Source organism: Pseudomonas sp. LY-1 (assembly GCF_053502595.1).
This window is the reverse complement of record NZ_CP094353.1, coordinates 1843211-1866795: the sequence shown is the minus strand read 5'-3', so window position 1 is coordinate 1866795 and position 23585 is coordinate 1843211. Positions and strand designations below refer to the sequence as shown.

At 60.7% G+C, this 23585-nt stretch carries 27 protein-coding genes, 1 tRNA gene and 1 riboswitch; of the genes, 24 read left to right on the top strand and 4 right to left on the bottom strand.

Features of this window, described 5'->3' with window-relative positions:
- Positions 1-82 precede the first annotated feature (82 nt).
- Complete coding sequence (locus tag MOQ67_RS08525; RefSeq protein ID WP_198718598.1) at positions 83-1195, top strand: enoyl-CoA hydratase/isomerase family protein; 1113 nt, start codon at positions 83-85, stop codon at positions 1193-1195.
- 3 nt (positions 1196-1198) lie between these two features.
- Here the strand turns inward: MOQ67_RS08525 and MOQ67_RS08520 are convergent, their stop codons facing one another.
- Complete coding sequence (locus tag MOQ67_RS08520; RefSeq protein ID WP_198718599.1) at positions 1199-1633, bottom strand: DUF3757 domain-containing protein; 435 nt, start codon at positions 1631-1633, stop codon at positions 1199-1201.
- Between the two features lie 154 nt (positions 1634-1787).
- Positions 1788-2135 carry a hypothetical protein gene (locus MOQ67_RS08515; protein WP_017844889.1) on the bottom strand — a complete coding sequence of 116 codons (348 nt, stop codon included), beginning with the start codon at positions 2133-2135 and terminating at the stop codon, positions 1788-1790.
- A gap of 313 nt (positions 2136-2448) precedes the next feature.
- A riboswitch (guanidine-I (ykkC/yxkD leader) is annotated at positions 2449-2550 on the top strand.
- A 60-nt stretch (positions 2551-2610) separates the two neighbouring features.
- On the opposite strand from MOQ67_RS08515, the gene MOQ67_RS08510 reads away from it, so the two are divergent.
- The 23 genes from MOQ67_RS08510 (at position 2611) to MOQ67_RS08400 (ending at position 22184) form a co-directional block, all read left to right on the top strand.
- Positions 2611-3678, top strand: coding sequence for a putative urea ABC transporter substrate-binding protein (locus MOQ67_RS08510; RefSeq protein ID WP_046384382.1), 1068 nt, complete (start codon positions 2611-2613; stop codon positions 3676-3678).
- 12 nt (positions 3679-3690) lie between these two features.
- On the top strand, positions 3691-4506 hold the full coding sequence (locus MOQ67_RS08505) for an ABC transporter permease (RefSeq protein ID WP_193039716.1): 816 nt from the start codon (positions 3691-3693) through the stop codon (positions 4504-4506).
- Positions 4503-5267 (top strand): ABC transporter ATP-binding protein, encoded by a 765-nt coding sequence (locus MOQ67_RS08500; RefSeq protein ID WP_017844886.1) that lies wholly within the window; start codon positions 4503-4505, stop codon positions 5265-5267. Before MOQ67_RS08505 ends, MOQ67_RS08500 begins: the two co-directional genes overlap by 4 nt.
- On the top strand, positions 5264-5989 hold the full coding sequence (locus tag MOQ67_RS08495; RefSeq protein WP_017844885.1) for an urea amidolyase associated protein UAAP1: 726 nt from the start codon (positions 5264-5266) through the stop codon (positions 5987-5989). Before MOQ67_RS08500 ends, MOQ67_RS08495 begins: the two co-directional genes overlap by 4 nt.
- Positions 5990-5998: 9 nt before the next feature.
- Positions 5999-6628 (top strand): urea amidolyase associated protein UAAP2, encoded by a 630-nt coding sequence (locus tag MOQ67_RS08490; protein ID WP_046384385.1) that lies wholly within the window; start codon positions 5999-6001, stop codon positions 6626-6628.
- Positions 6629-6861: 233 nt separating this feature from the next.
- Positions 6862-10485: an urea carboxylase gene (gene uca, locus MOQ67_RS08485; RefSeq protein WP_198718600.1), complete on the top strand. Its 3624-nt coding sequence runs from the start codon at positions 6862-6864 to the stop codon at positions 10483-10485.
- 59 nt (positions 10486-10544) lie between these two features.
- Positions 10545-10757 (top strand): cysteine-rich CWC family protein, encoded by a 213-nt coding sequence (locus MOQ67_RS08480; protein WP_017844882.1) that lies wholly within the window; start codon positions 10545-10547, stop codon positions 10755-10757.
- Positions 10757-11449, top strand: coding sequence for a pseudouridine synthase (locus MOQ67_RS08475; RefSeq protein ID WP_017844881.1), 693 nt, complete (start codon positions 10757-10759; stop codon positions 11447-11449). Before MOQ67_RS08480 ends, MOQ67_RS08475 begins: the two co-directional genes overlap by 1 nt.
- Positions 11450-11753: 304 nt before the next feature.
- The gene (locus MOQ67_RS08470; protein WP_193039718.1) at positions 11754-12638 is read left to right on the top strand and encodes an alpha/beta fold hydrolase; all 885 of its coding nucleotides are present in this window, start codon (positions 11754-11756) and stop codon (positions 12636-12638) included.
- A gap of 238 nt (positions 12639-12876) precedes the next feature.
- A tRNA-Gly gene (locus MOQ67_RS08465) sits at positions 12877-12950 on the top strand.
- A 535-nt stretch (positions 12951-13485) separates the two neighbouring features.
- Positions 13486-13908, top strand: coding sequence for an arsenate reductase ArsC (locus MOQ67_RS08460; RefSeq protein WP_017844878.1), 423 nt, complete (start codon positions 13486-13488; stop codon positions 13906-13908).
- Complete coding sequence (locus tag MOQ67_RS08455) at positions 13905-14261, top strand: metalloregulator ArsR/SmtB family transcription factor (RefSeq protein ID WP_102618429.1); 357 nt, start codon at positions 13905-13907, stop codon at positions 14259-14261. The genes MOQ67_RS08460 and MOQ67_RS08455 overlap by 4 nt, the downstream gene beginning before the upstream one ends.
- 24 nt (positions 14262-14285) lie before the next feature.
- Positions 14286-15569, top strand: a complete 1284-nt coding sequence (locus MOQ67_RS08450; RefSeq protein ID WP_198718601.1) for an arsenic transporter — start codon at positions 14286-14288, stop codon at positions 15567-15569.
- 16 nt (positions 15570-15585) lie between these two features.
- Positions 15586-16056, top strand: coding sequence for an arsenate reductase ArsC (locus MOQ67_RS08445; protein ID WP_177032268.1), 471 nt, complete (start codon positions 15586-15588; stop codon positions 16054-16056).
- 47 nt (positions 16057-16103) lie between these two features.
- Positions 16104-16817 (top strand): arsenical resistance protein ArsH, encoded by a 714-nt coding sequence (gene arsH / locus MOQ67_RS08440; protein ID WP_017844875.1) that lies wholly within the window; start codon positions 16104-16106, stop codon positions 16815-16817.
- A 20-nt stretch (positions 16818-16837) separates the two neighbouring features.
- Positions 16838-17260: an arsenate reductase (glutaredoxin) gene (arsC, locus tag MOQ67_RS08435; protein ID WP_058410998.1), complete on the top strand. Its 423-nt coding sequence runs from the start codon at positions 16838-16840 to the stop codon at positions 17258-17260.
- A gap of 229 nt (positions 17261-17489) precedes the next feature.
- Entirely contained in the window at positions 17490-18569 is a 1080-nt protein-coding gene (locus MOQ67_RS08430) for an ArsO family NAD(P)H-dependent flavin-containing monooxygenase (RefSeq protein WP_198718602.1), read from the top strand.
- A 27-nt stretch (positions 18570-18596) separates the two neighbouring features.
- On the top strand, positions 18597-19634 hold the full coding sequence (locus MOQ67_RS08425) for a permease (protein WP_079443032.1): 1038 nt from the start codon (positions 18597-18599) through the stop codon (positions 19632-19634).
- 19 nt (positions 19635-19653) lie between these two features.
- A complete protein-coding gene (locus MOQ67_RS08420) occupies positions 19654-19890 on the top strand; it encodes a thioredoxin family protein (RefSeq protein WP_046490302.1) in 237 nt (78 codons plus the stop codon).
- Between the two features lie 348 nt (positions 19891-20238).
- Positions 20239-20763 (top strand): DUF3833 domain-containing protein, encoded by a 525-nt coding sequence (locus MOQ67_RS08415; RefSeq protein WP_017844870.1) that lies wholly within the window; start codon positions 20239-20241, stop codon positions 20761-20763.
- A 23-nt stretch (positions 20764-20786) separates the two neighbouring features.
- Positions 20787-21092 (top strand): DUF6482 family protein, encoded by a 306-nt coding sequence (locus MOQ67_RS08410; protein WP_017844869.1) that lies wholly within the window; start codon positions 20787-20789, stop codon positions 21090-21092.
- A 76-nt stretch (positions 21093-21168) separates the two neighbouring features.
- Entirely contained in the window at positions 21169-21555 is a 387-nt protein-coding gene (locus MOQ67_RS08405; RefSeq protein ID WP_198718603.1) for a type II toxin-antitoxin system HicB family antitoxin, read from the top strand.
- 128 nt (positions 21556-21683) lie between these two features.
- Positions 21684-22184 carry a methylated-DNA--[protein]-cysteine S-methyltransferase gene (locus MOQ67_RS08400; RefSeq protein ID WP_198718604.1) on the top strand — a complete coding sequence of 167 codons (501 nt, stop codon included), beginning with the start codon at positions 21684-21686 and terminating at the stop codon, positions 22182-22184.
- A 92-nt stretch (positions 22185-22276) separates the two neighbouring features.
- Here MOQ67_RS08400 and MOQ67_RS08395 read toward each other — a convergent pair whose 3' ends face one another.
- Positions 22277-22804: a DUF4142 domain-containing protein gene (locus tag MOQ67_RS08395; RefSeq protein WP_017844866.1), complete on the bottom strand. Its 528-nt coding sequence runs from the start codon at positions 22802-22804 to the stop codon at positions 22277-22279.
- A gap of 116 nt (positions 22805-22920) precedes the next feature.
- Entirely contained in the window at positions 22921-23562 is a 642-nt protein-coding gene (locus MOQ67_RS08390; protein ID WP_046384396.1) for a LysE family translocator, read from the bottom strand.
- Positions 23563-23585 lie beyond the last annotated feature (23 nt).

Below are 23585 nucleotides of genomic sequence, written 5' to 3'. Positions count from 1 at the left end.
CTTGTCAATTGATCTGACACACAACCGGCACTTTCCCATGAAGGGATCATACTCAACCTTCACCTTCCCGATTGAGGTCACGATGAACCTGCACTTCGAAGAGCTGACCGGCAGCGGCGGCGCGCGCATCGGCATCGCCAGCCTGGACGCCGAAAAGGCCCTCAACGCCCTCTCCCTGCCGATGATCCTGGCCCTGGGCGATCGCCTGGACGCCTGGGCCAAAGACCCGAACATCGTCTGCGTGCTGTTGCGCGGCAAGGGCCCCAAGGCATTTTGCGCCGGCGGCGAAGTGCGCAGCCTGGCCATGGCCTGCCGCGAACAACCCGGCGTCGTGCCGGAGCTGGCCGCGCAGTTTTTTGCCGCGGAATATCGCCTCGACTATCGCCTGCACACCTACCCCAAACCGTTGATCTGCTGGGGTCACGGCTATGTGCTGGGCGGCGGCATGGGCCTGCTGCAAAGCGCCTCGGTGCGTATCGTCACCCCCAGCAGCCGCTTGGCCATGCCCGAGATCAGTATCGGCCTGTACCCGGATGTGGGCGCCAGTTGGTTCCTGTCACGCATGCCGGGCAAACTGGGGTTGTTCCTTGGCCTGACCGGCGCGCACATCAACGGCCGCGACGCGCTCGATCTGGGCCTGGCCGACCGCTTCATGCGCGACGACCAGCAAGACGAACTGCTCGAAGGCCTGTTGCAACTGAACTGGCAGGAACAGACCGCGATGCAGCTCAACAGCCTGCTCAAGGCCTTGGCCCAGGAAGCCATCGACCAGCAACCCGAAGCGCAATGGCTACCACGCCGGGCGCAGATCGATGAGTGGCTGGATGTCAGTGACGTGCGCAGTGCCTGGCGGGCCTTGAGCCCGTTGCGCGAGCACGCCGACCCGTCGCTCAGCCGCGCTGGCAAGACCCTCAGCGAAGGCTGCCCGCTGACCGCACACCTGGTGTGGGAACAGCTCCAGCGCGCCCGCCACCTGTCGCTGGCCGAGGTGTTCCAGATGGAATACACCCTGAGCCTCAATTGCTGCCGCCACCCGGAATTCAGCGAAGGGGTCCGCGCGCGGTTGATCGACAAAGACCAGCAGCCTCATTGGCATTGGCCGGATATCAATGCCATTCCGCAGGCCGTGGTGCAGGCGCATTTCAACAAAGCCTGGGAAGGCCGCCATCCGCTCGCGGATTTTTCCTACTTTTGACAGTCAGTTTTTTGGCTTTTTGACCGTGAATGCGCAATTGTCCGGCTGACTGTCCTGGCAGATATACACCGGCAGGCCGAAGGGGTCGCTGGCAAGGTGCCAATGCAAAGTACCGGTCAGCGACATCGTCTCCACCTCTGCCGATTTGCCGTACCGCAAGTCCACTCTCTGACCGTCACCGGTCAGGTAGCTGCACTTGTCTACATAGCCGTTTTCCCGATCCTGTTCCTTGCCCGGGGTAAAAATGGCGCCAATAAATTGGTCGACAAAGTCCCGATAGCCGATCTTCGGGCTTTGCCAGACGAGTGTTCCCGCCGTCGCCTGGAAGTGGCCATCGACGTACTTGATTGCCGAGGGATAAGGGCAGCCTTGGTCCGCTTGCACGTGTGCAACGCCGCCGACCATGAGGAGTAAAACGCACATCAATTGTCTGATCATCGGGGGTTCCTTCGCTCACTGGGCGGTCAAAGAGGCGCAACGGCCGCTCCCAGTTGAATGCACCAGAAACCCAAACGATAGCTGTTAAATCTGACAGTACTGCTAAATGCTACGAAAAAGCGGCGCTGCCTGCGCCGCTTGCCTTCAAGAGCGGTCAACGATGACCGCCGCGACCAGCGCCACGATCGCCACCGCGACCGTGTCCGCCATTGCCCCAGCGATCTCCCCAACCCTGGTTTGGATAAGCCCGGTAACCCATGCGGGGCGCCGGCTGGTAATAACGTGGCACCGGCTGGTAATAACGCGGCGCCGGCGCGTAGTAACGCGGCGCCGGGTAATAGCCACGCCGATATTGATACGCCGGGCCGCCGCCGTAGTAATACACCGGCGCGGGCGCGGTATAGACCTCGGAACGGTAATAACCTGGGCCTCCATCGTAATAGGGCACGCACGCAGAAAGGGATAGACCGAGCACAGCGATAAGAAGCAGTCGTCGATACATGGCGGCCTCCTGGACCGCGAAAGAGCACCGCCAGCGACGCTGGGGGGCGGCATTCAACTTTTGCTGAATGACGAAATATCTGACATCAAAAAGCGAAACTGGTGCGATTTCGACACAGACTGAAACATCTGTTTCGGACGAGCCGAATGCCTCATTGCAGTGCGACGGCGCACCACTGCAACGCAGCCGCACGCACTCAAGCGTCGGGCGTTGCGCGCAAACCCGCGACCTACACGCCCGCGCCCTACTTGGCATGACTCTCGCTTAGCCTCTTGCGTGCAGGATTCATCACAGGTTCGCGGCACCACAATTTGCAATGGCTGACTAGGGTTCCGGCTCGCGAAACGCGAGTGGCTGGTCCGAGAGTCGGCGACCTCCAGTTGAGGTTACACGGCGGGATAAAAGCCCGGGAGACAAGCCACCGTTCACGGTGCCGCGTTGCTCCTGCTCGCCCTCGATCAACTGGAGAAGCCCCATGCCCTCAATCCGTTTACCCGCCCTGCTCGCCGCCGCCTTTGCCGCTGTGCTGAGCGTCCAGACCCAGGCCGCCGTCAAAGACCACTTCAGCGTGTGCTGGACAATCTATGCCGGCTGGATGCCGTGGGAGTATGCCGGCAGCCAAGGCATCCTCGACAAGTGGGCCAAGAAGTACGGCATCACCATCGACGTGGTGCAACTCAATGACTACGTCGAGTCCATCAACCAGTACACCGCCGGCCAGTTCGACGGCTGCACCATGACCAACATGGACGCCCTGACCATCCCCGCCGCCGGTGGCGTCGACAGCACCGCGCTGGTGGTCAGCGACTTCTCCAACGGCAACGATGGCGTGGTGATCAAAGGCAGCGGCAAGACCGTCGCCGACCTCAAGGGCATGAACGTCAACCTGGTGGAACTGTCGGTGTCCCACTACCTGCTGGCCCGCGCGCTGGAGTCGGCGGACCTGACGGAAAAAGACCTGAAAGTGGTCAACACCTCCGACGCCGACATCGCCGCCGCCTTCAACACCGACCAGGTGCAAGCGGTGACGACCTGGAACCCGATGCTCTCTGCGATCAACGCCAAACCCGGTGTCACCCAGGTGTTCGACTCCAGCAAAGTGCCCGGCGAAATCATGGACATGATGGTGGTCAACACCCAGACCCTCAAAGACAACCCGGCCCTGGGCAAAGCCCTCACCGGCGCCTGGTTCGAAGTGGTCGCCCTGATGAACGCCAAAGGCGCCGCCAGCAGCGAAGCTCTGGAACACATGGCCAAGGCCTCGGGCACCGACCTCAAGGGGTTCCAGTCGCAACTGGACACCACCAAGTTGTTCGCCACGCCCAAGGAAGCCCTGGCCTTCGCCACCAGCGCGCAGCTGCCAGCGACCATGCGCAAGGTCGCCGAGTTCTCGTTTGAACACGGCCTGCTCGGCGAAGGGGCCAAGGACACCAGCGCCGTGGGCATGAGCTTCGCCAATGGCGTGACCAGCGGCGACAAGGCCAACCTCAAGCTGCAGTTCGACCCCCGCTACGTGCAGATGGCCGCCGACGGCACGTTGTAAGAGGACCCGGCCATGCGCCTGATCAACCGTCACCCGGACCGCTCCAGCCGCCTGTTGTTGGTGCTGCTGCCGTTCGCCCTGCTGCTGTTCGCCTACTTCGTGGGCTCGGCCGAGCGCCTGGCGGATAACCCCAACGACAAACTGCTGCCCAGTGCCGGGCAAATGTTCGAGGCGGTCAAGCGCCTGGCATTCAGCGCCGACAGCCGCACCGGCGAATACGTGCTGTGGCAGGACAGCGCGTCGAGCCTGCGCCGCCTCGCGCTCGGCCTGGGCATCAGTGCCCTCGCCGGCCTGTGCCTGGGCATCGCCGCCGGGACGTTGCCATTGTTCGGCGCGCCGTTGTCACCGTTGCTGACGGTACTGTCGATGGTGCCGCCGCTGGCGATCCTGCCGATCCTGTTCATCGTGTTTGGCCTGGGGGAATTGTCCAAGGTGATGCTCATCGTCATCGGCGTCACCCCGTGCCTGGCCCGCGACCTGGAACAGCGCGCACGCGAAATTCCTGTGGAACTGCTGGTGAAGGCACAGACCCTCGGCGCGTCGACCTGGACCCTGATGCTGCGCGTGGTGTTGCCGCAATTGCTGCCGCGCCTGCTGATCTCGCTGCGGCTGATGCTGGGCTCGGCGTGGTTGTTCCTGATCGCCGCCGAAGCCATCGCCTCAACCGACGGCCTGGGCTACCGGATCTTCCTGGTGCGCCGCTACCTGGCGATGGACGTGATCCTGCCCTACGTGGTGTGGATCACCCTGCTCGCCTGGCTGATGGACTGGGGCCTCAAGGCCCTGACCCGACGCGCGTTCCCCTGGTACGAAGGAGCGCGGGCATGAGCTTTATCAGCGTCAACAATGTGTGGCAGCGCTACGGCGATCAGGTGGTGCTGGAGGGTTTGAATCTGCAGGTCGCCGAGGGCGAATTCTGCACCCTGGTCGGCACCTCCGGCTGCGGCAAATCGACGTTTCTGCGCCTGCTGCTGGGCCAGGAAACCGCGAGCAAGGGCCACATCCTGCTCGACGGCCAACCGCTGGCCGGCGAACCGGATGCCAGCCGTGGCGTGGTGTTCCAGCGCTACTCGGTGTTCCCGCACCTGAGCGTGCTCGACAACGTCGCCCTCGGCCTCGAACTGCCGCGCGCGCCGTTGCTCGGACGGCTGTTCGGCAAAGCCAAAAAAGCCGCGCGCGAACAGGCCGCCGCGCTGCTGCACAAAGTCGGCCTCGGCCACGCGTTGGACAAGTACCCGGCGCAGCTCTCCGGCGGCATGCAACAACGCCTGGCCATCGCCCAGGCCCTGATCATGAAACCGCGCGTATTGCTGCTGGACGAACCCTTCGGCGCCCTCGACCCCGGCATCCGCAAAGACATGCACCAGTTGCTGCTGGAGCTGTGGCGCGAAACCCGGCTGACGGTGTTCATGGTCACCCACGACCTCAGCGAAGGCTTCAGCCTCGGCACGCGCCTGCTGGTGTTCGACAAGGTCCGCGTCGACCCCCACGCCCCCGGCGCCTATGGCGCCCGTATCACCTACGACATCCCTTTGAACGGCGAGCGGCGCAAGGCGCTCGCCGCCGAACTTGGAGCGACTTCCAAATGACCGATTCGACTCAACTGTTCCCGCCGTTCGCCGAAGAAATACTGCCCGGCGGCGGCCACCGTTCCTTCGTGCTCAAGCGCGGCCAACTGCTGCGCCTCACCGACCTGCGCGGCGGCGCCAACGTCAGCCTGACCCTGCTCAACGCGAACGAAAAAACCGAACGCCTGAACCTGCCCGACAGCCTCAAATGCCAACACACCGCCAAGCTCACCCGCGGCCATTGCCTGTACTCGGACATGGGCCGCGTGCTGGCCGCCATCACCGCCGACACCTGCGGCTGGAGTGACAGCATCGGCGGCGTGCTGTGCGCGGCCGAGGTGGCCGAGAAGTACGGCCAGGGTCGCTATCAGGAACTGCGCAACGGTTTCTATCGCAACGGCACCGACAACCTGCTGGTGGAATTGGGCAAGTGGGGCCTGGGGCTGTCCGACCTGCTGATGACCCTCAACCTGTTCAGCAAAGTCAGCGTGGACGACAACGGTGGCCTGCACTTCGTGCCGGGCAATTCCAAGGCGGGCGACTACATCGAACTCTACGCACCGATGGACACCCTGGTGGTGCTCACCGCGCTGCAGCATCCGATGGACCCCAACCCCGACTACGCCCCCCAACCGCTGAAACTGAGCTGGATGAACGCCGACCCAAGCGTCGCCGAACACTGCCGCACCTCGCGCCCGGAAAACGCGCGCGGTTTTATCAACACCGACCGTCTGTTCGCCTGAGGAGCTGCCATGTCTATCGCACTGAAACAACCCGACACGGCGGTGTACCGCGCCACCATTCCCGCCGGCGAGCCGTGGCTGATGGAGGTCAAGGCCGGACAGACCCTGCGCATCCTTGACCTGGAGGGCAACCAGGCGGTCGACACGCTGTTCTACAGCGTGAAAAACCCGCGCGAGCGCTACGACGTGCAACGCACCTTGCGCCGCCAGAACAGCGTGTACCTGGGCGCCGGCAGCGTGCTCTATTCCAACCTCGGCCAGCCGATGCTGACCCTCGTCGCAGACACCTGCGGGCGCCACGACACCCTCGGCGGCGCCTGCGCCCAAGAGAGCAACACCGTGCGCTACGCCCTGGAAAAACGCTACATGCACAGCTGCCGCGACAACTACCTGCGGGCCTGCGCCCATGACGGTCGCCTGGGCAAACGCGACATTGGCCCGAACATCAATTTCTTCATGAATGTGCCGGTCACGGCCGACGGCGGGTTGACCTTCGAAGACGGCATTTCCGCCCCCGGCAAGTACGTCGACCTGCGCGCCGAGATGGACGTGATCGTGCTGATCTCCAACTGCCCGCAATTGAACAACCCGTGCAACGCCTACAACCCGACGCCTGCGGAGTTACTCGTATGGAACTGACACTCAAGCGCTTGCGCAGTTGGCTGTTCGCCCTGTGCCAGGCCCGCAGCGGGCAGTGCCTGCGCAACCACTGAACCCTGTGGGAGGGGGCTTGCCCCCGATGGCGGCAAGCCAGCCAAACACGCACCCACTGGCTCACCACCATCGGGAGCCCCCCCTCCCACACTCACGACATGCACTACGGACGACCGTAGTGCTCCTTCACTTTGCGGGACGGCCCGCAGGGTTTTGCCATGTTCGAAAAACTCTTGATCGCCAACCGTGGCGCCATCGCCTGCCGCATCCTGCGCACCTTGCGCGAGCTGCATGTAAAGGGCGTCGCCGTGTACGCCGAAGCCGATGCGGCCAGCCTGCACATCCAACACGCCGACGAAGCCTACAGCCTCGGTGAAGGCGCCGCGGCCGGCACCTACCTGGCGGTGGACAAAATCCTCGCCATCGCCAAGGCCAGCGGCGCCACGGCGATTCATCCCGGCTACGGCTTTCTCTCGGAAAACGCCGCCTTCGCGCAAGCCTGCGAAAACGCCGGCATCGCCTTTATCGGGCCGACCCCGCACCAGCTGCGCGTATTCGGCCTCAAGCACACCGCACGGGCGCTGGCCAAGCAACACCACCTCCCCTTGCTCGAAGGCAGCGAACTGCTCGACAACCTCGACGCCGCCATGCTCGCCGCCGACCGCGTGGGCTACCCGGTCATGCTCAAGAGCACCGCCGGCGGCGGCGGCATCGGCATGCGCGTATGCCGCCACGCCGCGGAGTTGAATGAGTGCTTCGACGCTGTCAAACGCCTGGGCCAGAACAACTTCAGCGATGCCGGCGTGTTTATCGAGAAGTACATCGAGCACGCTCGCCACCTGGAGGTGCAGGTGTTCGGCGACGGCGCGGGCGAGGTGATCGCCCTTGGCGTGCGCGATTGTTCGGTGCAGCGGCGCAACCAGAAAGTCCTCGAAGAAACCCCGGCGCCGAACCTGCCCGAAGGCATGGCCGAAGCCCTGTGCTCGGCCGCCATCACCCTGGCCAAGGCGGTCAACTACCGCAGCGCCGGCACCGTGGAATTCATCTTCGATAGCGCAGACAGTCGCTTCTACTTCCTGGAAGTGAACACGCGGTTGCAGGTGGAACACGGCGTCACCGAACAAGTGTGGGGCGTGGACCTGGTGCGCTGGATGGTGCAACTGGCGGCGGGAGAGATGCGGCCATTGAGTGAGTTGGCGTTGAAGCCCCAGGGCCATGCGATCCAGGCACGCTTGTATGCGGAAGATCCAGGCCGCGATTTCCAGCCGAGCCCGGGGCTGTTGACCTGCGTGGATTTTCCGCAGGCCGAAGGCTTGCGCATCGACACTTGGGTTGAAGCCGGTTGTGAGATCCCGCCGTACTTCGACCCGATGATCGCCAAGCTCATCACCTGGGCGCCCACCCGCGAACAGGCGCGCCTGGATTTACATCGCGCCTTGAGCGACAGCCAGCTCTACGGCGTGGAAACCAACCGCGATTACCTGCGCCAGATCCTGCTGGCCGCGCCCTTTGCCGGTGGCCATCCGTGGACGCGCTGCCTGGAAGACCTGGTCTACGTTGCCCACACGTTCGAAGTGCTCAGCGCGGGCACGCAAACCAGCGTGCAGGACTATCCCGGACGCCTCGGTTATTGGGCCGTGGGCGTACCGCCGTCGGGGCCGATGGACAGCCGCGCGCTGCGCCTGGGCAATCGTCTGCTGGGCAATCGCGAAGGCGCGGCAGCCTTGGAGATCACCATGAGCGGGCCGCTGTTGCGCTTCAACTGCGCCGCCGTGGTGGCGGTGACAGGGGCGGAGATTCCGCTGCTGCTGGACGATCACCCCGTGCCGATGAACACCACGCTGCGGATCGAAGCCGGATCGCGGTTGAACCTCGGTACCCTCGCCGGGGCCGGCGCGCGCAGTTACCTGTGCCTGCGCGGCGGGCTGCAAGTGCCGGACTACCTGGGCAGCCAAAGCACCTTCACCCTGGGCCAGTTCGGCGGGCATGGCGGGCGCGCGTTGCGCGCGGGCGACGTGCTGCATCTGTTGCCGCTGGTCGACGTCACCGCAGGGCAACAACTGGTCGCGCAACCGCTGGCGCAGGTCCGCACGCTACGGGTGATTTACGGCCCCCACGGCGCGCCGGAATACTTCCGGCCCGAGTACATCGACACCTTCTTCGCCACACAGTGGGAAGTGCATTTCAACTCCAGCCGCACCGGCGTGCGGTTGATCGGCCCCAAGCCGCTATGGGCGCGCACCGATGGCGGCGAGGCCGGGCTGCATCCGTCGAATATCCACGACAACCCTTATGCGATCGGCGCGGTGGATTTCACCGGGGACATGCCGGTGATCCTCGGGCCGGACGGGCCGAGCCTGGGTGGGTTCGTGTGCCCGGTGACGGTGATCGAAGCCGACCTGTGGCAACTCGGGCAACTCAAGGCCGGCGACAAACTGCGCTTCGAAGCGGTGAACCTCGAGACCGCCCGCGATCTCGCGCTGAAATGGGATCAAATGCCGGAGCCAGGCTTGCCCGCGATGCAGGCGACGCGCGCTCACAGCAACACCGAGGCGATGCCATCGCGAGCAAGCCCGCGCCCACATTGGCCCGCGTCGCCTGTGGTGTTGGATATCGGCCAGGAAGATACGCGTCTGGTTGCCCGATTGGCCGGCGACACCCACCTGCTGCTGGAAATCGGCGCGCCCGAGCTCGACCTGGTGCTGCGCTTTCGCGCCCACGCGCTGATGCAGGCCCTCGAAACCCACGCACGGCACGGCGTGATCGACCTGACGCCGGGCATCCGCTCGCTGCAGGTCCACTACCAGCCGGAACAATTGCCCCTGGCCGACCTGCTGGGGCTGATCAGCGGCGAATGGACGGCCGTGTGCGCCACGCCCAACCTGCAAGTGCCTTCGCGCATCGTCCACCTGCCGCTGTCCTGGGATGACCCGGCGTGCCAGTTGGCCATCGACAAATACATGACCACCGTGCGCAAGGACGCGCCGTGGTGCCCGAGCAACCTGGAGTTCATCCGCCGCATCAACGCCCTGGCCGACCTCGACGCGGTGCGCCACACCGTGTTCGAAGCGAGCTATCTGGTGATGGGCCTGGGCGATGTCTACCTCGGCGCCCCGGTGGCCACGCCGCTGGACCCGCGTCATCGCCTGGTGACCACCAAATACAACCCGGCCCGCACCTGGACCGCCGAGAACTCGGTGGGCATCGGCGGCGCGTATCTGTGCGTGTACGGCATGGAAGGCCCCGGCGGCTATCAGTTCGTCGGGCGCACGTTGCAGATGTGGAACCGCTATCGCGAAGTCGCGGCCTTCGACGGCAAACCGTGGCTGCTGCGGTTTTTCGACCAGATCCGCTTCTACCCGGTGAGTGCCGAAGAACTGGTAAAGATTCGTCGGGACTTTCCGCTGGGGCGCTTTGCGTTGCACATCGAGGACAGCGTGTTGAACCTGGCGGACTACCAGGATTTTCTGGCGCGTGAAGCCACCGGTATCGATGCGTTTCGTGAGCACCAGCAACAGGCGTTCAATGCCGAGCGCGAACGCTGGATCGCCAGCGGCCAGGCGCACTTCGACAGCGAGGAAGCGCCAGCGCCGCTCGCGCAGGACACACCGCTGAAGGCCAATGAGCACAGCATCGACAGTCATATCGCGGGCAATCTGTGGCAGGTCCGGGTGGCGGTGGGCGAACGCGTCGCGGCCGGCGATGTGCTGGTGGTGCTGGAGTCGATGAAAATGGAGATTGCGCTGCCGGCGCCGTTCGCCGCAGTGGTGCGGGAAATCACCGTGCAGCCCGGCAGCGCGATTGGCGCCGGCCAGCGGGTCGTGGTGCTGGAACGGGACTGAGCGGCGCTGTATCGTGCAGGGACCTTCGGCGCCCTGCCCGATCCAGCCTGAACCGAACGATGACCACAGCCACCCTCTGCCCCGCCTGCGGCGCCCGCAACGACTGCACCCTGGCCGACCCGCGCACCGCCGACCAGGCCTGCTGGTGCTACAGCGTCACCATCGACCCGGCGGTGCTCGAAGCCCTGCCCGATGCATTGCGCAACCAGGCCTGCCTGTGCCCGCGCTGTGCCCAGGTCGATGCACAGTTGCGCGGGGCTGAGCCGTTGTAATGCGGGTTGATCGATTCCTCAGCAACCTGCCGCGTTTCAATCGCCAGCAAGTGCGCCTGCTGTTGGTGGAACGGCGGGTGAGCGTCGATGGCGTGCCCGTCAGCGATCCTCACCACGAGGTGCGCGAATTCAGCCGGGTGTGCGTGGACGATGAGGTGCTGCAGGCGGGTAAACCGGCGCGCTATTTCATGTTGCACAAACCCCAGGGCTGCGTCAGCGCCACCTGTGACCCCCAGCACCCGACCGTGCTGGATTGGCTGGACGAACCGGACAAGGACGAGCTGCACATCGCCGGCCGCCTGGACTTCAACACCACCGGGCTGATGCTGATCACCAACGACGGCCAGTGGTCGCGGCGCCTGACGCAACCGACGACCAAACTGCCCAAGGTCTACCTGGTGGAGACCGAACAACCGATCGGCGCGGAATACGCCGCCACCTTCGCGGCGGGCGTGTATTTCGCGTTTGAAGACCTGACGACTCAACCGGCCCAGCTGGAGCTGTTGGCGCCTCGCCTGGCACGCTTGAGCATCATCGAAGGTCGCTATCACCAGGTGAAGCGCATGTTCGGGCACTTCGACAACAAGGTGCTGCGCTTGCATCGGGAACGCATGGGGCCGCTGGCGTTGGATGACGCGCTGGCGCCCGGTGAGTATCGAGCGTTGAGCGCCGATGAAATCCGCCAGGTCTGACGACCGTTCGGCCGGTGATGGCTAAAACCCATCCCTGCGACTTGCGACATCCCGAACCGACTGCTTGAATCAAAACGTCAGCCAAAAGATGACTGGCGAGTCGCCTATAACCTCCAAGAAACACCTTGCCGCGCCCGCGCTTGATCCACGGGCCTTCCCGGCAAACAACCCGCCCTGGTAACACCCGTCGGCCAGCCGTCATCGGCGCGACATGGGCGCTCATCTTCAAGGCGTATGCCTACCTGTCACAAAGCTCGTGCAGAGTGATCTGCGCGCCCTACCCGCTTGCCAGGAGTCTTACGACATGAGGCCAGAAATCGCTGTGTTGGATATACAGGGTCAGTATCGGGTTTACACGGAGTTCTATCGCGCGGACGCGGCTGAAAAGACCATCATCCTGGTCAACGGCTCCATGGCCACCACGGCCTCCTTCGCCCAAACCGTGAAAAGCCTGTACCCGCAGTTCAATGTGGTTTTGTACGACCAGCCCTACGCCGGTCGCTCCAAAATCCATAACCGCCACGAGCAGATGCTGACGAAGGAAGTCGAAGGCCAGATCCTCCTGGAACTCATCGACCACTTCGCCGCCGAACACGTGTTGTCCTTCTCCTGGGGCGGCGCCGCCACCCTCGTCGCCCTCGCCCAGCGCCCGCGCCGCGTGGAAAAGGCAGTGATCAGCTCGTTCTCGCCGGTGATCAACGCGCCCATGCGCGACTACCTCGAACGCGGCGTCGACTACCTCGGCAAGCTCGACCGCGACCGCGTCGGCCACCTGGTCAACAGCACCATCGGCAAACACCTGCCGTCGCTGTTCAAGCGCTTCAACTACCGCCACGTCAGCAGCCTGGCCGAGCACGAATACGGGCAGATGCACTTCCACATCAGCCACGTACTCAACAGCGACCGGCTGTGCTACCTCAAGGCCGCGCGCCAGATCACCGTGCCGGTGCTGTTCATGAACGGTGAATGGGACGAATACACCAGCGCCGAGGATGCCCAGCTGTTCGGGCAATACGTGCCAAACAGCAGCTTCAGCACGATCCAGGCGACCGGGCATTTTCTGGACATGGAGCACAAAGCGGCCAGCCGCGACAGCCGCGACGCCGTGGTCGGCTTTCTGAAGCCCGCGCGGCAGACCCACCGATTGCGCTATCACCAGGGCCAGGCGCAGCATGCCTTTGCGCTCTGAAACACAGCCGACTGTAGGAGCGAGCACGCCCGCTCCTACAGTCGGTCGGCTCGCCGCCTACGCAAACACGCGCAACCTGCACATTTCTCAAAGAAAAACTTCAAATCGCGGCGCACATCTGGTACAAAGTCAGCCGCTCTGAGCGGGTGTCGTACAATGGCATTACTCCAGCTTCCCAAGCTGATAACGAGGGTTCTTATAGGACACCCCGTTTTGTGAGCAAAGAAATATGTGTAATGCGGGTATAGTTTAGTGGCAAAACGAAAGCTTCCCAAGCTTTAGTTGAGGGTTCGATTCCCTCTACCCGCTCCACAACACAGCACCACGCCCCAGCGAATATGGATTGCCCCTCCCCTCATCCCTGATCAGCATTCCCTTCATCCCGGCCTACTTTCCAATCGCACAGCCCCTCCGTGCCAATGAACGACCATCCGCGATCACATTAGGTTGTGAATAAAGAAACTCTGAAAACGCACGCCAAACGGTCAACTATCGGACACAGTGAATACGCGCTAGGCAGTGAGACCTGCATGAGGCAGGAAATCATAGATTACCTACGCCGCGCATCAGACCAAAGCCATCGTGTGAACTCAAAAAAGGTTCGGCCTGGAAGATCAATATCGTCTGCTGGAAGGTCAGCAGATTCCAACGCAGCGCGAAAGCGTTGCCATTGCTCTCTGGCTATCTCCGTGGACTGGATCATCATCTTCCTCTCCATGCTTTTATCTCCTTTATGCCGCTTTACATGGACTGTTACGGCTCAAGCCGAAGCAGCATTCATCATATTCGCTTTACCAAATATTCGCTAAAGCGTATATTCGATTTTCCATATACATCGAGTTCAACCATGAGCCCTGCGATCAAAGTGCTTTTCGTGTGCGTTGCCAACTCAGCCCGCTCCCTGCTTGCAGAGGCTTTGCTGCGGCACACCGACCCGCGCTTCGAGGCCTTCAGCGCAGGATCCGAACCGTCTGAGGTTGATCCGCGCACGACTCAAGCATTGGAGGCAGTTGGAGTCGATGCAACGGGCCTGCGCAGCAAGTCCATCAGCGAGTTTCAAGCTGATCGATTCGATTACGTAATCACTCTTTGTGATAAATCCGCAAGCGAGTGCCTACCAATGCCCAGCGCAGGTGAAGTCATTGCCTGGGACTTTCCTGACCCAGTAAATAGCGATGATCCCGGCGCATTTCGCCACACGCTCCACAACATCCACGAGCGCATCAAGCTCTTCGTTTTGCTTAAGACCAAACACTTGGAGGATCTATGACAGACCCCATGAACCCCATCACGCTATTCAAGTGCCTGGCAGACGACACCCGAACCAAAATTACGATGCTCGTCGTGAGTGAAGGCGAGTTATGTGTCTGCGAGCTGACAGCCGCTCTTGAGATGAATCAGCCCAAAATTTCTCGTCACTTGGCGCTGCTTCGTTCAGCAGGCTTGCTGATGGATCGTCGCCAGGGTCAGTGGGTGTACTACCGCCTGAATCCCGATTTGCCTGCGTGGGTAACTGCGGTTTTGAAAGAAGTCGTAGACGCCAATCAGCAATGGCTGGAAACCGAGACTAAACGCCTGTGCGGTATGAACGACCGTCCGATCAATCAGGCCGTGTGCAGTTGATTCACACCCAACCGGATTAACGAAATGCTGATTGCCGTATTGATATTTATCGCCACCATCGTGCTCGTCATCTGGCAGCCCAAGGGGCTCGGAGTTGGTTGGAGTGCCACGTTGGGTGCCATCGTGGCGTTGCTGGCAGGCGTCGTTACTCTTGCAGACATACCCGAGGTCTGGCGCATCGTCTGGAATGCTACCGGGACTTTCATTGCGGTCATCATCATCAGTTTGCTGCTTGATGAGGCAGGCTTTTTCAAATGGGCTGCGCTGCATGTGGCCCGATGGGGAGGCGGGAGCACCCGCAAACTGTTCGCATTTATCGTCCTGCTGGGCGCAGCGGTGTCGGCCCTGTTCGCCAATGACGGAACAGCATTGATCCTCACACCCATTGTGATCGCGATGTTGCTGGCGTTGCGTTTTTCTCCTGCGGCTACTTTGGCATTCGTCATGGCCGCCGGTTTTATCGCCGATACGGCGAGCTTACCGCTGGTGGTTTCCAACCTGGTCAACATCGTTTCTGCCGACTACTTCGATATCGGCTTCAACGAATATGCTTCGATCATGGTGCCGGTAAACATCGTCAGCGTGGCGGCGACATTAGCCATGCTGCTGTGGTTTTTCCGCAAAGATTTACCAAAGACCTATGACCTCAACCAACTGGACAATCCGGACGAGGCAATCCACGACCGGGCCACTTTTGTAGCCGGCTGGTGGGTGCTGGCACTACTCCTGATCGGCTTCTTTGTCATTGAGCCATTGGGGGTACCAATCAGCGCCATTGCAGCGGTCTGTGCGTTCATTCTCTATGTCATCGCGGCTCGTGGTCACGCCATCAACACAAGCAAGGTGCTCAAAGAGGCGCCATGGCAGGTGGTGATTTTTTCTTTGGGTATGTACCTGGTTGTGTATGGCCTGAAGAACGCCGGCCTGACCGACCACATCGCGCAAATCCTGAACGTGTTCGCCGGTTATGGCGTTTGGGGCGCGTCCCTGGGTACAGGGCTGCTAACAGCGTTGTTGTCTTCGATCATGAACAACATGCCCACTGTTCTGGTAGGCGCCTTATCCATTCATGCCGCCGAAGTCGATGGTGTAGTCCAGCAAGCGATGGTTTACGCCAACATCATCGGCTGCGACCTGGGCCCGAAGATCACCCCAATTGGGAGCTTGGCCACTCTGTTGTGGCTGCACGTGCTGGCCCGGAAAAACATAACGATCAGCTGGGGTTACTACTTCAAGACCGGGATCGTGCTGACCGTGCCCATCCTCGTCGCCACATTGTCCGCCCTGGCACTGCGCCTCAGTTTCTGAATCAAGGAATCGTCTGATGAAAGTCTTGTTCATGTGTACCCACAACAGCTGCCGCAGCATTCTGTCCGAGGCGCTTTTCAACCACTTGGCGCCCGAGGGTGTAGAAGCCGTCAGCTCAGGAAGCTTTCCCAGTGGCCGAGTGAATCAACGGGCACTGCAGACGCTGGAGGCGGCGGGTATCTCTACGGTGGGCTTGAGCAGCAAGGCTTCGGATGCTTTTGAAGGCTCGCCTCCAGACATCGTGATCACTGTCTGCGACCGGGCAGCGGGTGAAGCATGCCCAATCTTCTTTGGGCCAGCTTTGAAGGCGCATTGGGGGCTGGCCGACCCGTCTGAGGCTAGCGGGTCGGAAGCCGAGATCACCGCAACGTTTGAAGCCACACTGGCCAAAATTCACGAACGCGTGAGTGCGTTTCTTGCACTGCCGCTCAAGACCATGAGCCCTGACCAACTGAAAGCTGAACTGAACCGCATCGGTTCGCTTTAAAGATCAACCGAGGCGGCGTCCTAGCCGGCGCCGTGGTAGGAGTTTATATGCAAGATACATTGCCGAACGTACACACCGACCTGATCGACATTCCGTCGTTGGAACAACTGGAGCCGCGTACACCGTCACTCCATAAGCCTCGAATTCTGCTTTTGTACGGATCGACGCGAGAGCGCTCTTTCAGCCGGTTAGTCACGCAAGAGGCGGCACGCCTGCTGAATGAGTTTGGCGCTGAAACCAAGATCTTTGACCCATCGGGTCTGCCGCTGCCGGATGACGCTCCCGATACACATCCCAAGGTCGCTGAGCTGCGCGAGCTGATGCAATGGTCTGAGGGGCAGGTGTGGTGCTCCCCTGAGCGTCACGGCTCGATGAGTGCAGTATTCAAAGCCCAAATTGACTGGGTTCCGCTGGCGATTGGCGCTGTACGACCTACGCAAGGCAAAACCCTTGCTGTGATGCAGGTCTGCGGCGGCTCGCAATCTTTCAACGTGGTCAATCAGCTGCGCGTACTGGGTCGATGGATGCGGATGTTCACCATCCCAAACCAATCTTCGGTGGCCAAGGCGTTCACCGAGTTCGACGAGGTAGGCCGCATGAAGCCGTCCTCGTACTACGACCGACTGGTGGATGTGATGGAAGAGCTAATGAAGTTCACGCTGCTGTTGCGGGGTCGCCAGGACTACTTGGTTGATCGCTACTCCGAGCGTAAAGAGTCCGCTGAAGAGCTGTCCAAGCGCGTCAACCAGCGCTCCATTTAACGTCACCGCGAGGAAACTGTATGAGTCAGATAACGATCTACCACAACCCGCAATGTGGCACCTCTCGCAACACCTTGGAGCTGATCCGCAACAGCGGAGAAGAGCCGACTGTTATCGAGTACCTACAGACCCCACCTGACCGCACCACGCTTGTCAGGTTGATCAAGGATATGGGTATCGAGGTGCGGGCCCTGCTTCGTATCAAAGGCACTCCCTACGAGGAGCTGGGACTCGGTGATACGTCACTTACTGATGATCAGCTCATCGATGCCATGATGGCTCACCCCATCCTGATCAATCGCCCCATCGTCGTGACGCCCTTGGGTACACGCTTGTGTCGTCCGTCAGAGGCAGTCCTCGACCTTCTGCCGCAAGAGCAGCGCGGCAGCTTCGTCAAAGAAGACGGACAAGTCGTCATTGATGAGAATGGCCGTAGGGTTTAAACGGATGTGAAGCAGATGGGCCTGGAGGGATGCTGGTGAATCAAAACTCGAAATTTGATGCAGTGGTCATTGGCGGTGGCCAATCCGCGCTCACCGTTTGCATGAGGCCTAATTGCCGGCTGGCCAATGGCAGCTTTAGCATGTTCAACAGATGATCGAGATCAGATTGGATTCGTTCTTGGGTCTCTATACTGGCGACAGTTCAGCATCGACTTAAGGTTTCCCCCCCATGACTCATTCGGCCCGTGACAAACTAGACGTAGTCATTATTGGCGGGGGGCAGTCAGCTTTGGCAGTGGCGTATTTTCTGCGCCGAACTCAACTGTCGTTCGTCATCCTCGACGCCGAGGAAGAGCCCGGTGGTGCATGGCGGCATGGCTGGAACTCGCTGCGTTTATTCTCCCCGTCCACTTGGAGTTCGATCCCAGGCTGGATGATGCCTCCTGCGCAGGAAGGGTATCCAACGCGAAATCATGTGATCGACTATCTCAGCCAATATGAGCAGCGCTATCAATTCCCGGTTGAGCGCCCGGTTCGGGCCGTTTCTGTAGAGCGTATAGAGTCTGGCTTACGAGTGCGTTCTGACGCCAAGTATTGGGATGCCAAGATTGTAATCAGCGCTACCGGCACTTGGAGCAATCCGTATATCCCTCACTACCCTGATGCCGAGTTATTCGCCGGTCGGCAATTGCATTCCGCGAACTATGTCGATGCACAAGCGTTTGCTGGCAAGAAGGTTTTGGTGGTGGGTGGTGGCAATTCAGGAGCGCAGATTTTGGCAGAAGTCTCCAAGGTCGCTGAGACCACTTGGGTGACTCCTACTGAGCCGGTGTTTTTGCCTGATGAAGTGGATGGGCGGGTGCTATTCGAACGTGCCACTCAGCGCTTGAAAGCTCAGCAGGAGGGGCGTGTCATTGATCAGCCCGTCGGCGGGTTGGGAGACATTGTCATGGTGCCGCCAGTTGTAGAAGCCCGTGAGCGTGAAGTTCTCAAGTCTGTACGCCCTTTTGAACGCTTCACTCGCGACGGTGTGATGTGGGCCGACGGCTCCGAATCTGCAGTGGATGTAGTGATCTGGTGTACCGGATTCAGGCCCGCACTTCAGCATCTTGATTCGTTGGGGGTGATCGACACTGAAGGTCGTGTTGAGGTCGACGGCACTCACTCGATCCTGGAACCAAGACTATGGCTGGTGGGCTATGGCGAGTGGACAGGTTCGGCTTCCGCCACACTGATCGGTGTAACACGCACAGCACGCAGCACAGTCAATCAGATCGCGACCTATCTTGACGAGCCGTCCGTGGCCTAGTGCGCCTACACCCCAGGAGTAGAGGACATGAATGAAATGATCGTGCGCTGGCCGGAGCGCAATCCCCGCCTGTTTTTAGCGGTTGCAGCGCTTGTTTGGTTCGGATTGTATGAAGCCCTGATACCTGTTTCAGAGGTTTTGGTCGCAGCGCTTCCGGTTGATCGAAATAGCCACCTTGGAGGCGCCTTACAGTTTTTTTTCTACGACACGCCCAAAGTGTTGATGCTGTTGACTGGCATCGTGTTCTTGATGGGCATGCTCAACTCCCACTTCACGCCTGAACGCACCCGCGCAATATTGGCAGGGCGAAGCGAGGGCACGGCCAATGTCATGGCGGCCTCGCTCGGTGTGTTTACCCCATTTTGCTCGTGTTCAGCCGTTCCTCTTTTTATAGGTTTTGTTCAAGCTGGCGTGCCCCTGGGGGTAACGTTCTCCTTCCTCATTTCTGCGCCCATGGTGAATGAGGTCGCGCTGACACTGCTGCTTGGCTTGTTCGGCTGGAAAGTTGCGTTGCTGTATCTCAGCCTAGGGTTGTTTATTGCGATTGTGGCTGGCTGGGTCATTGGCCGCCTGAAAATGGAGGCCTATCTGGAAGATTGGGTTCGTGACATGCCCAGGATCCAGGCAACTGCCGGGGACACCCGCATGCCCCTGTATGAGCGGATAAGTGCCGGGTTTGGCAGCGTGCGTGAAATCGTCGGAAAAGTCTGGCCTTACATCCTCGCCGGTATTGCCATTGGCGCGGGCATTCACGGGTATGTGCCAGAGGATTTCATGGCCAGTTTCATGGGCAAGGAAGCCTGGTGGTCGGTTCCGCTCGCGGTTCTTATCGGCATCCCCATGTATACCAATGCGGCAGGCATCATCCCCATTGTGCAGGCACTACTCGCAAAGGGCGCGGCACTGGGCACTGTGCTGGCCTTCATGATGAGTGTCATCGCTCTATCTCTTCCGGAGATGGTGATTTTGCGCAAGGTGCTTAAAGTTCGCCTGATAGCCACCTTCATTGGGGTCGTCGCCGTCGGCATTCTCATCGTTGGTTACGTCTTCAACTTCGCTTTGTAATCCACCTACCGAGGTTTTTATGAAAGACATCAAGGTTCTGGGCACCGGTTGTGCAAAATGCAAATCGACAGTCGCCATCATCGAACAAGTGGCGAGTGCGAAAGGCATCCCCATAAAGCTGGAAAAAATCGAAGACATGCAACAGATCGTCAGCTACGGGGTCATGTCCACCCCGAGTGTTGTGATTGATGGAAAGGTTGTTCACTCAGGGGGCATCCCGACCCGTGACAAGGTTGAAGAGTGGCTCAGCGCTTAGAGGGACTAGAGGCTCCTCAGGCCACAGTGGGGTGACCGCTGCTGGCTGAGAACGCAGCTCGCCTACCTACACACCTACACAACCTTCGTACCTCCTTGTCCATTAAGGGTTCGATTCCCTTCACCCGCTCCACTCAGATATTGGTCTCGCGTCAGGATGGTTTTGACGGGGGATGTAAAAAACCGGTCCTTGGTGGCCGGTTTTATGAGTGAAATATAGAGTCGGGCGCTTCAAAGCCTCGGAAGCCTTCAAAATAAACACCGCAAAACATGTACAAAACAATATTTTTGTACAACTATCAGTCCTTGAACCTCAGCACCCCGCCCCACTCGATCAAGGAGCCGGTCCATGGCACGCCTACTGGTTTCACTGCTTCTGGTATTGAGCCTGTGCAGCTGCGGCAACGTAGAGGTCGACCACTACGCCGACCAGCAACCGCAGTTGGACCTGGAGCGTTTCTTCAGCAAACCCGTCAAGGCCTGGGGCATATTCCAGAAGCGTTCGGGGGAAGTGGCCAAGCGCTTTGAGGTAGATATCGCCAGCCGACGCGAGGGCGATGCGTTGATTCTCGACGAGCGTTTTCTCTACAGCGATGGCACGCGCCAGCAGCGGGTGTGGACGTTGACACCGGATGGCCCCGGGCGCTGGCGCGGGCGCGCGGGGGATGTGGTTGGCGAGGCGATTGGCGAGGTGGCCGGCAACGCATTGCGTTGGCGCTACCGCCTCAACCTGGCGGTGGATGGCTCGGTCTACGAAGTCAGTTTTGACGACTGGATGTACTTGATGGACGAAGACACGTTGATCAACCGGTCGAGCATGTCCAAGTTTGGCGTCGAATGGGGCCAGGTCACGCTGTTCTTTCGTCGCCAATGAACGACCCACTGCGAGGCTGAATCATGAATATGCAAATGCTGACCGAACTGGCCGTGAAGGGTGAGATACGCGAGCTGGAGCTGCTGTCGCTGGAGGGCGGTTTCTACATCGCACGCGTCAGGCTCGAGCATACGGCGATGACGCTGCTGGACGAGGATGCGAAACCGATGCGTATCGGCTCGACCACGCATTTGCGCGACCTGTTGCAACGGGTTCCGGCGTTTCCTTGTGTGCTGGTGCAGCACTGCGTCCACGATGAAATGTGCGGTACACGTGAAGGCCCCATCGGTGCGTTGCGTATTCCGTTTACGTTGGCCCAGTCCTTCTAGGGTGCATTTCATTCTTTGGCTGGCCTTCCCCTTGGTATGGGTGGCCTGGAAAGGGAAACCTACCGCACGCGATCCTGTGCCGCTTCTGTCACATGCCTGGGGCGTGGAAGTCCCGGACATTCCTGGTTGCTACTTCGTCGGTGACGACTTGGACGACGCCACGGCCATGGCCCGTGAAGCGATTGAAGGCCACTTCGAAATTCTCGCCGAAGACGGTGCGCCGATTCCCAGCGCGCAGAAAGTCACCCTGCATGCAACCAACCCCAAGTACGCTGGTTGCATGTGGGCAGTGGTGGACATCGATGTCACCAAATACCCGGGCAAGGCGCAGAAACTCAACATCACCCTGCCAGGCTATTTGCTCAATCGTATCAATGAATACGTACTGCACCATCCCGAGGAAAAAAGCCGTTCGGGGTTCCTCGCGTCCGCAGCGCTCAAGGTGCTGCAACAGGATCGATAGCGGCATCTGGATGCGGCGAAAAGCTCGTTCCGGCGGAATTTGACCGCAAGAAACGTAGTTTTCCTCCAGGTCGATGGAACTACCGTAGCGCTGTACCCTTTTACGTCCGTTCTTCGAGGAGCCCGTTGATGGCCTACGAATACACACTCATGCCCTCCCCCGTCGGCGAACTGACCCTGGTGTCCCGCCATGGCAAACTCAGCGCCATCCTATGGGAAACAGAGCGCGCGAACCGTGTACGCCTGGGGGAATTGCGCGAAGTGAAAGACAACCCCGTGCTGTTGGAAACCGAGCGCCAGTTGCAGGAATATTTCGCCGGTGCCCGTCATCGGTTCGAGCTGGAGTTGGACTTCACCGGCACCGACTTTCAGAAACAAGTCTGGCAGGCACTGCTGACCATCCCCTTCGGCGAAACCCGCAGCTACAGCCAGATCGCCCAGCAGATCGGCAACCCGAAAGCCGTGCGCGCCGTGGGCGCGGCCAATGGGCGTAATCCGATCTCGATCATTGCGCCGTGCCATCGGGTCATTGGCGCATCGGGCGGCTTGACCGGGTTTGCCGGCGGGCTTGCGGCCAAGCAGTATCTGCTCGCACTGGAAGGCACAGCCCAGGCGGAACTGCGGTTCTGAGTGCGCCGGCGACCAGGACCGATTTGAACCCGGCATAAAAAAACGGCGGTTGGATGGGCGCCAACCGCCGTTTTGCATATCGAGTGCAAGCCTCAACCGTCGCCTTGACGGCCTTTACCGTAGGTGGATGCCAGGGCGCGGGCCTTTTGCAGACGCTCTTCCAGCTTGGGCAGCGTCTCATCCACCAGCGCTTTTATTTCCGGGACATCCGACGCGGCACCTTCCTGCTTGAACAGCGCGATGGCGTCTTCGTTTTCCTTGACCTGTTGCGCGGTGTAGGCAGCATCGAAGGAATCACCGTCCTTGAGCTCGGGCATGAGGGTTTCGGCTTTGTCGACGATCTTCTCGCGCGGTGCCACGGGCAGGTCGAGCTTCTTGGCGATGGCCGCCAGATGCTGGTTGGCCAGGGTGCGCTCGTTGATCACCTCGATGGTGTAGTCCTTGATTTCCTGGGACGAGGTCTTGGCGTGGGCCATGCGGCTGGTTTCGATATCGGCCATGCCTTTGGCCGAAGCCTGCTCGATGAATTCAGCCGGCGACTGGGCGAAAGCATTGCTGGCGCCGAGGCCCAGCAGCATCGCGAAACTGGCGGTGCGTAACCGGATAGCCATGCGGCTCATGATGGGTTCCTCCAGGGCAAAAATAGGTGCGAGAACATACGCCCCGCTCTGAATTCGAATTTTAACCGCCGCAAAGGTTTAGAAAAAACTTGCCAGTGCGACGAACGGTCGCCGCCTCACGCCGGTTTACTGCCGAACAGGCCCGGCAACGCGTGGGCCAGCGCATTGATGGCGAAGCCGATGAACATCACCCCACAGAGCTTGGTGATGAGGATTTCGTGACGCTGATACACCGTGCGTACCCGCTGCGCGCCCACCACGCCGATCAGAATCGCGTAGGCCAACAGCCCACCGATAAAGCTCAGCAAGATCAACGATGGCAGCATCGCCCAGGTCAGCAACTCGGCACGGCTGGACAGCAAGGCGGTAAACGTAGCGACGGCCACCGGGTAGGCCTTGGGGTTGGTCAGGCCGAACAGGATGCCGTGCCAGAACGGATGCCGCGCCGCGCCCTGGGGTGCCTCGCTACTGCGGCGCTGGGTACGGATCGCGCGCCAGCCCAGCCAGAACAAGTACGCGCCACTGAGCACGCCCAGCACATCGAACGCAGTGCTGCCGACTTCCCGCGCCCCCACGATCGCAATCAGCGCGGTGCTGCACCACAGCACATCGCCGAGCAAATGCCCGCACAGAAAACCGGCCCCGGCGCGACGCCCCCGGGCCGCGCCGATACCGAACACGGCCAACACCCCCGGGCCAGGCGTAATACCGTAGATAAAACCCGAAGCGAGGACGGCGAGCAGCAAGGATGGGGTCATGGGCGTGGCTCTGACTGACGGTT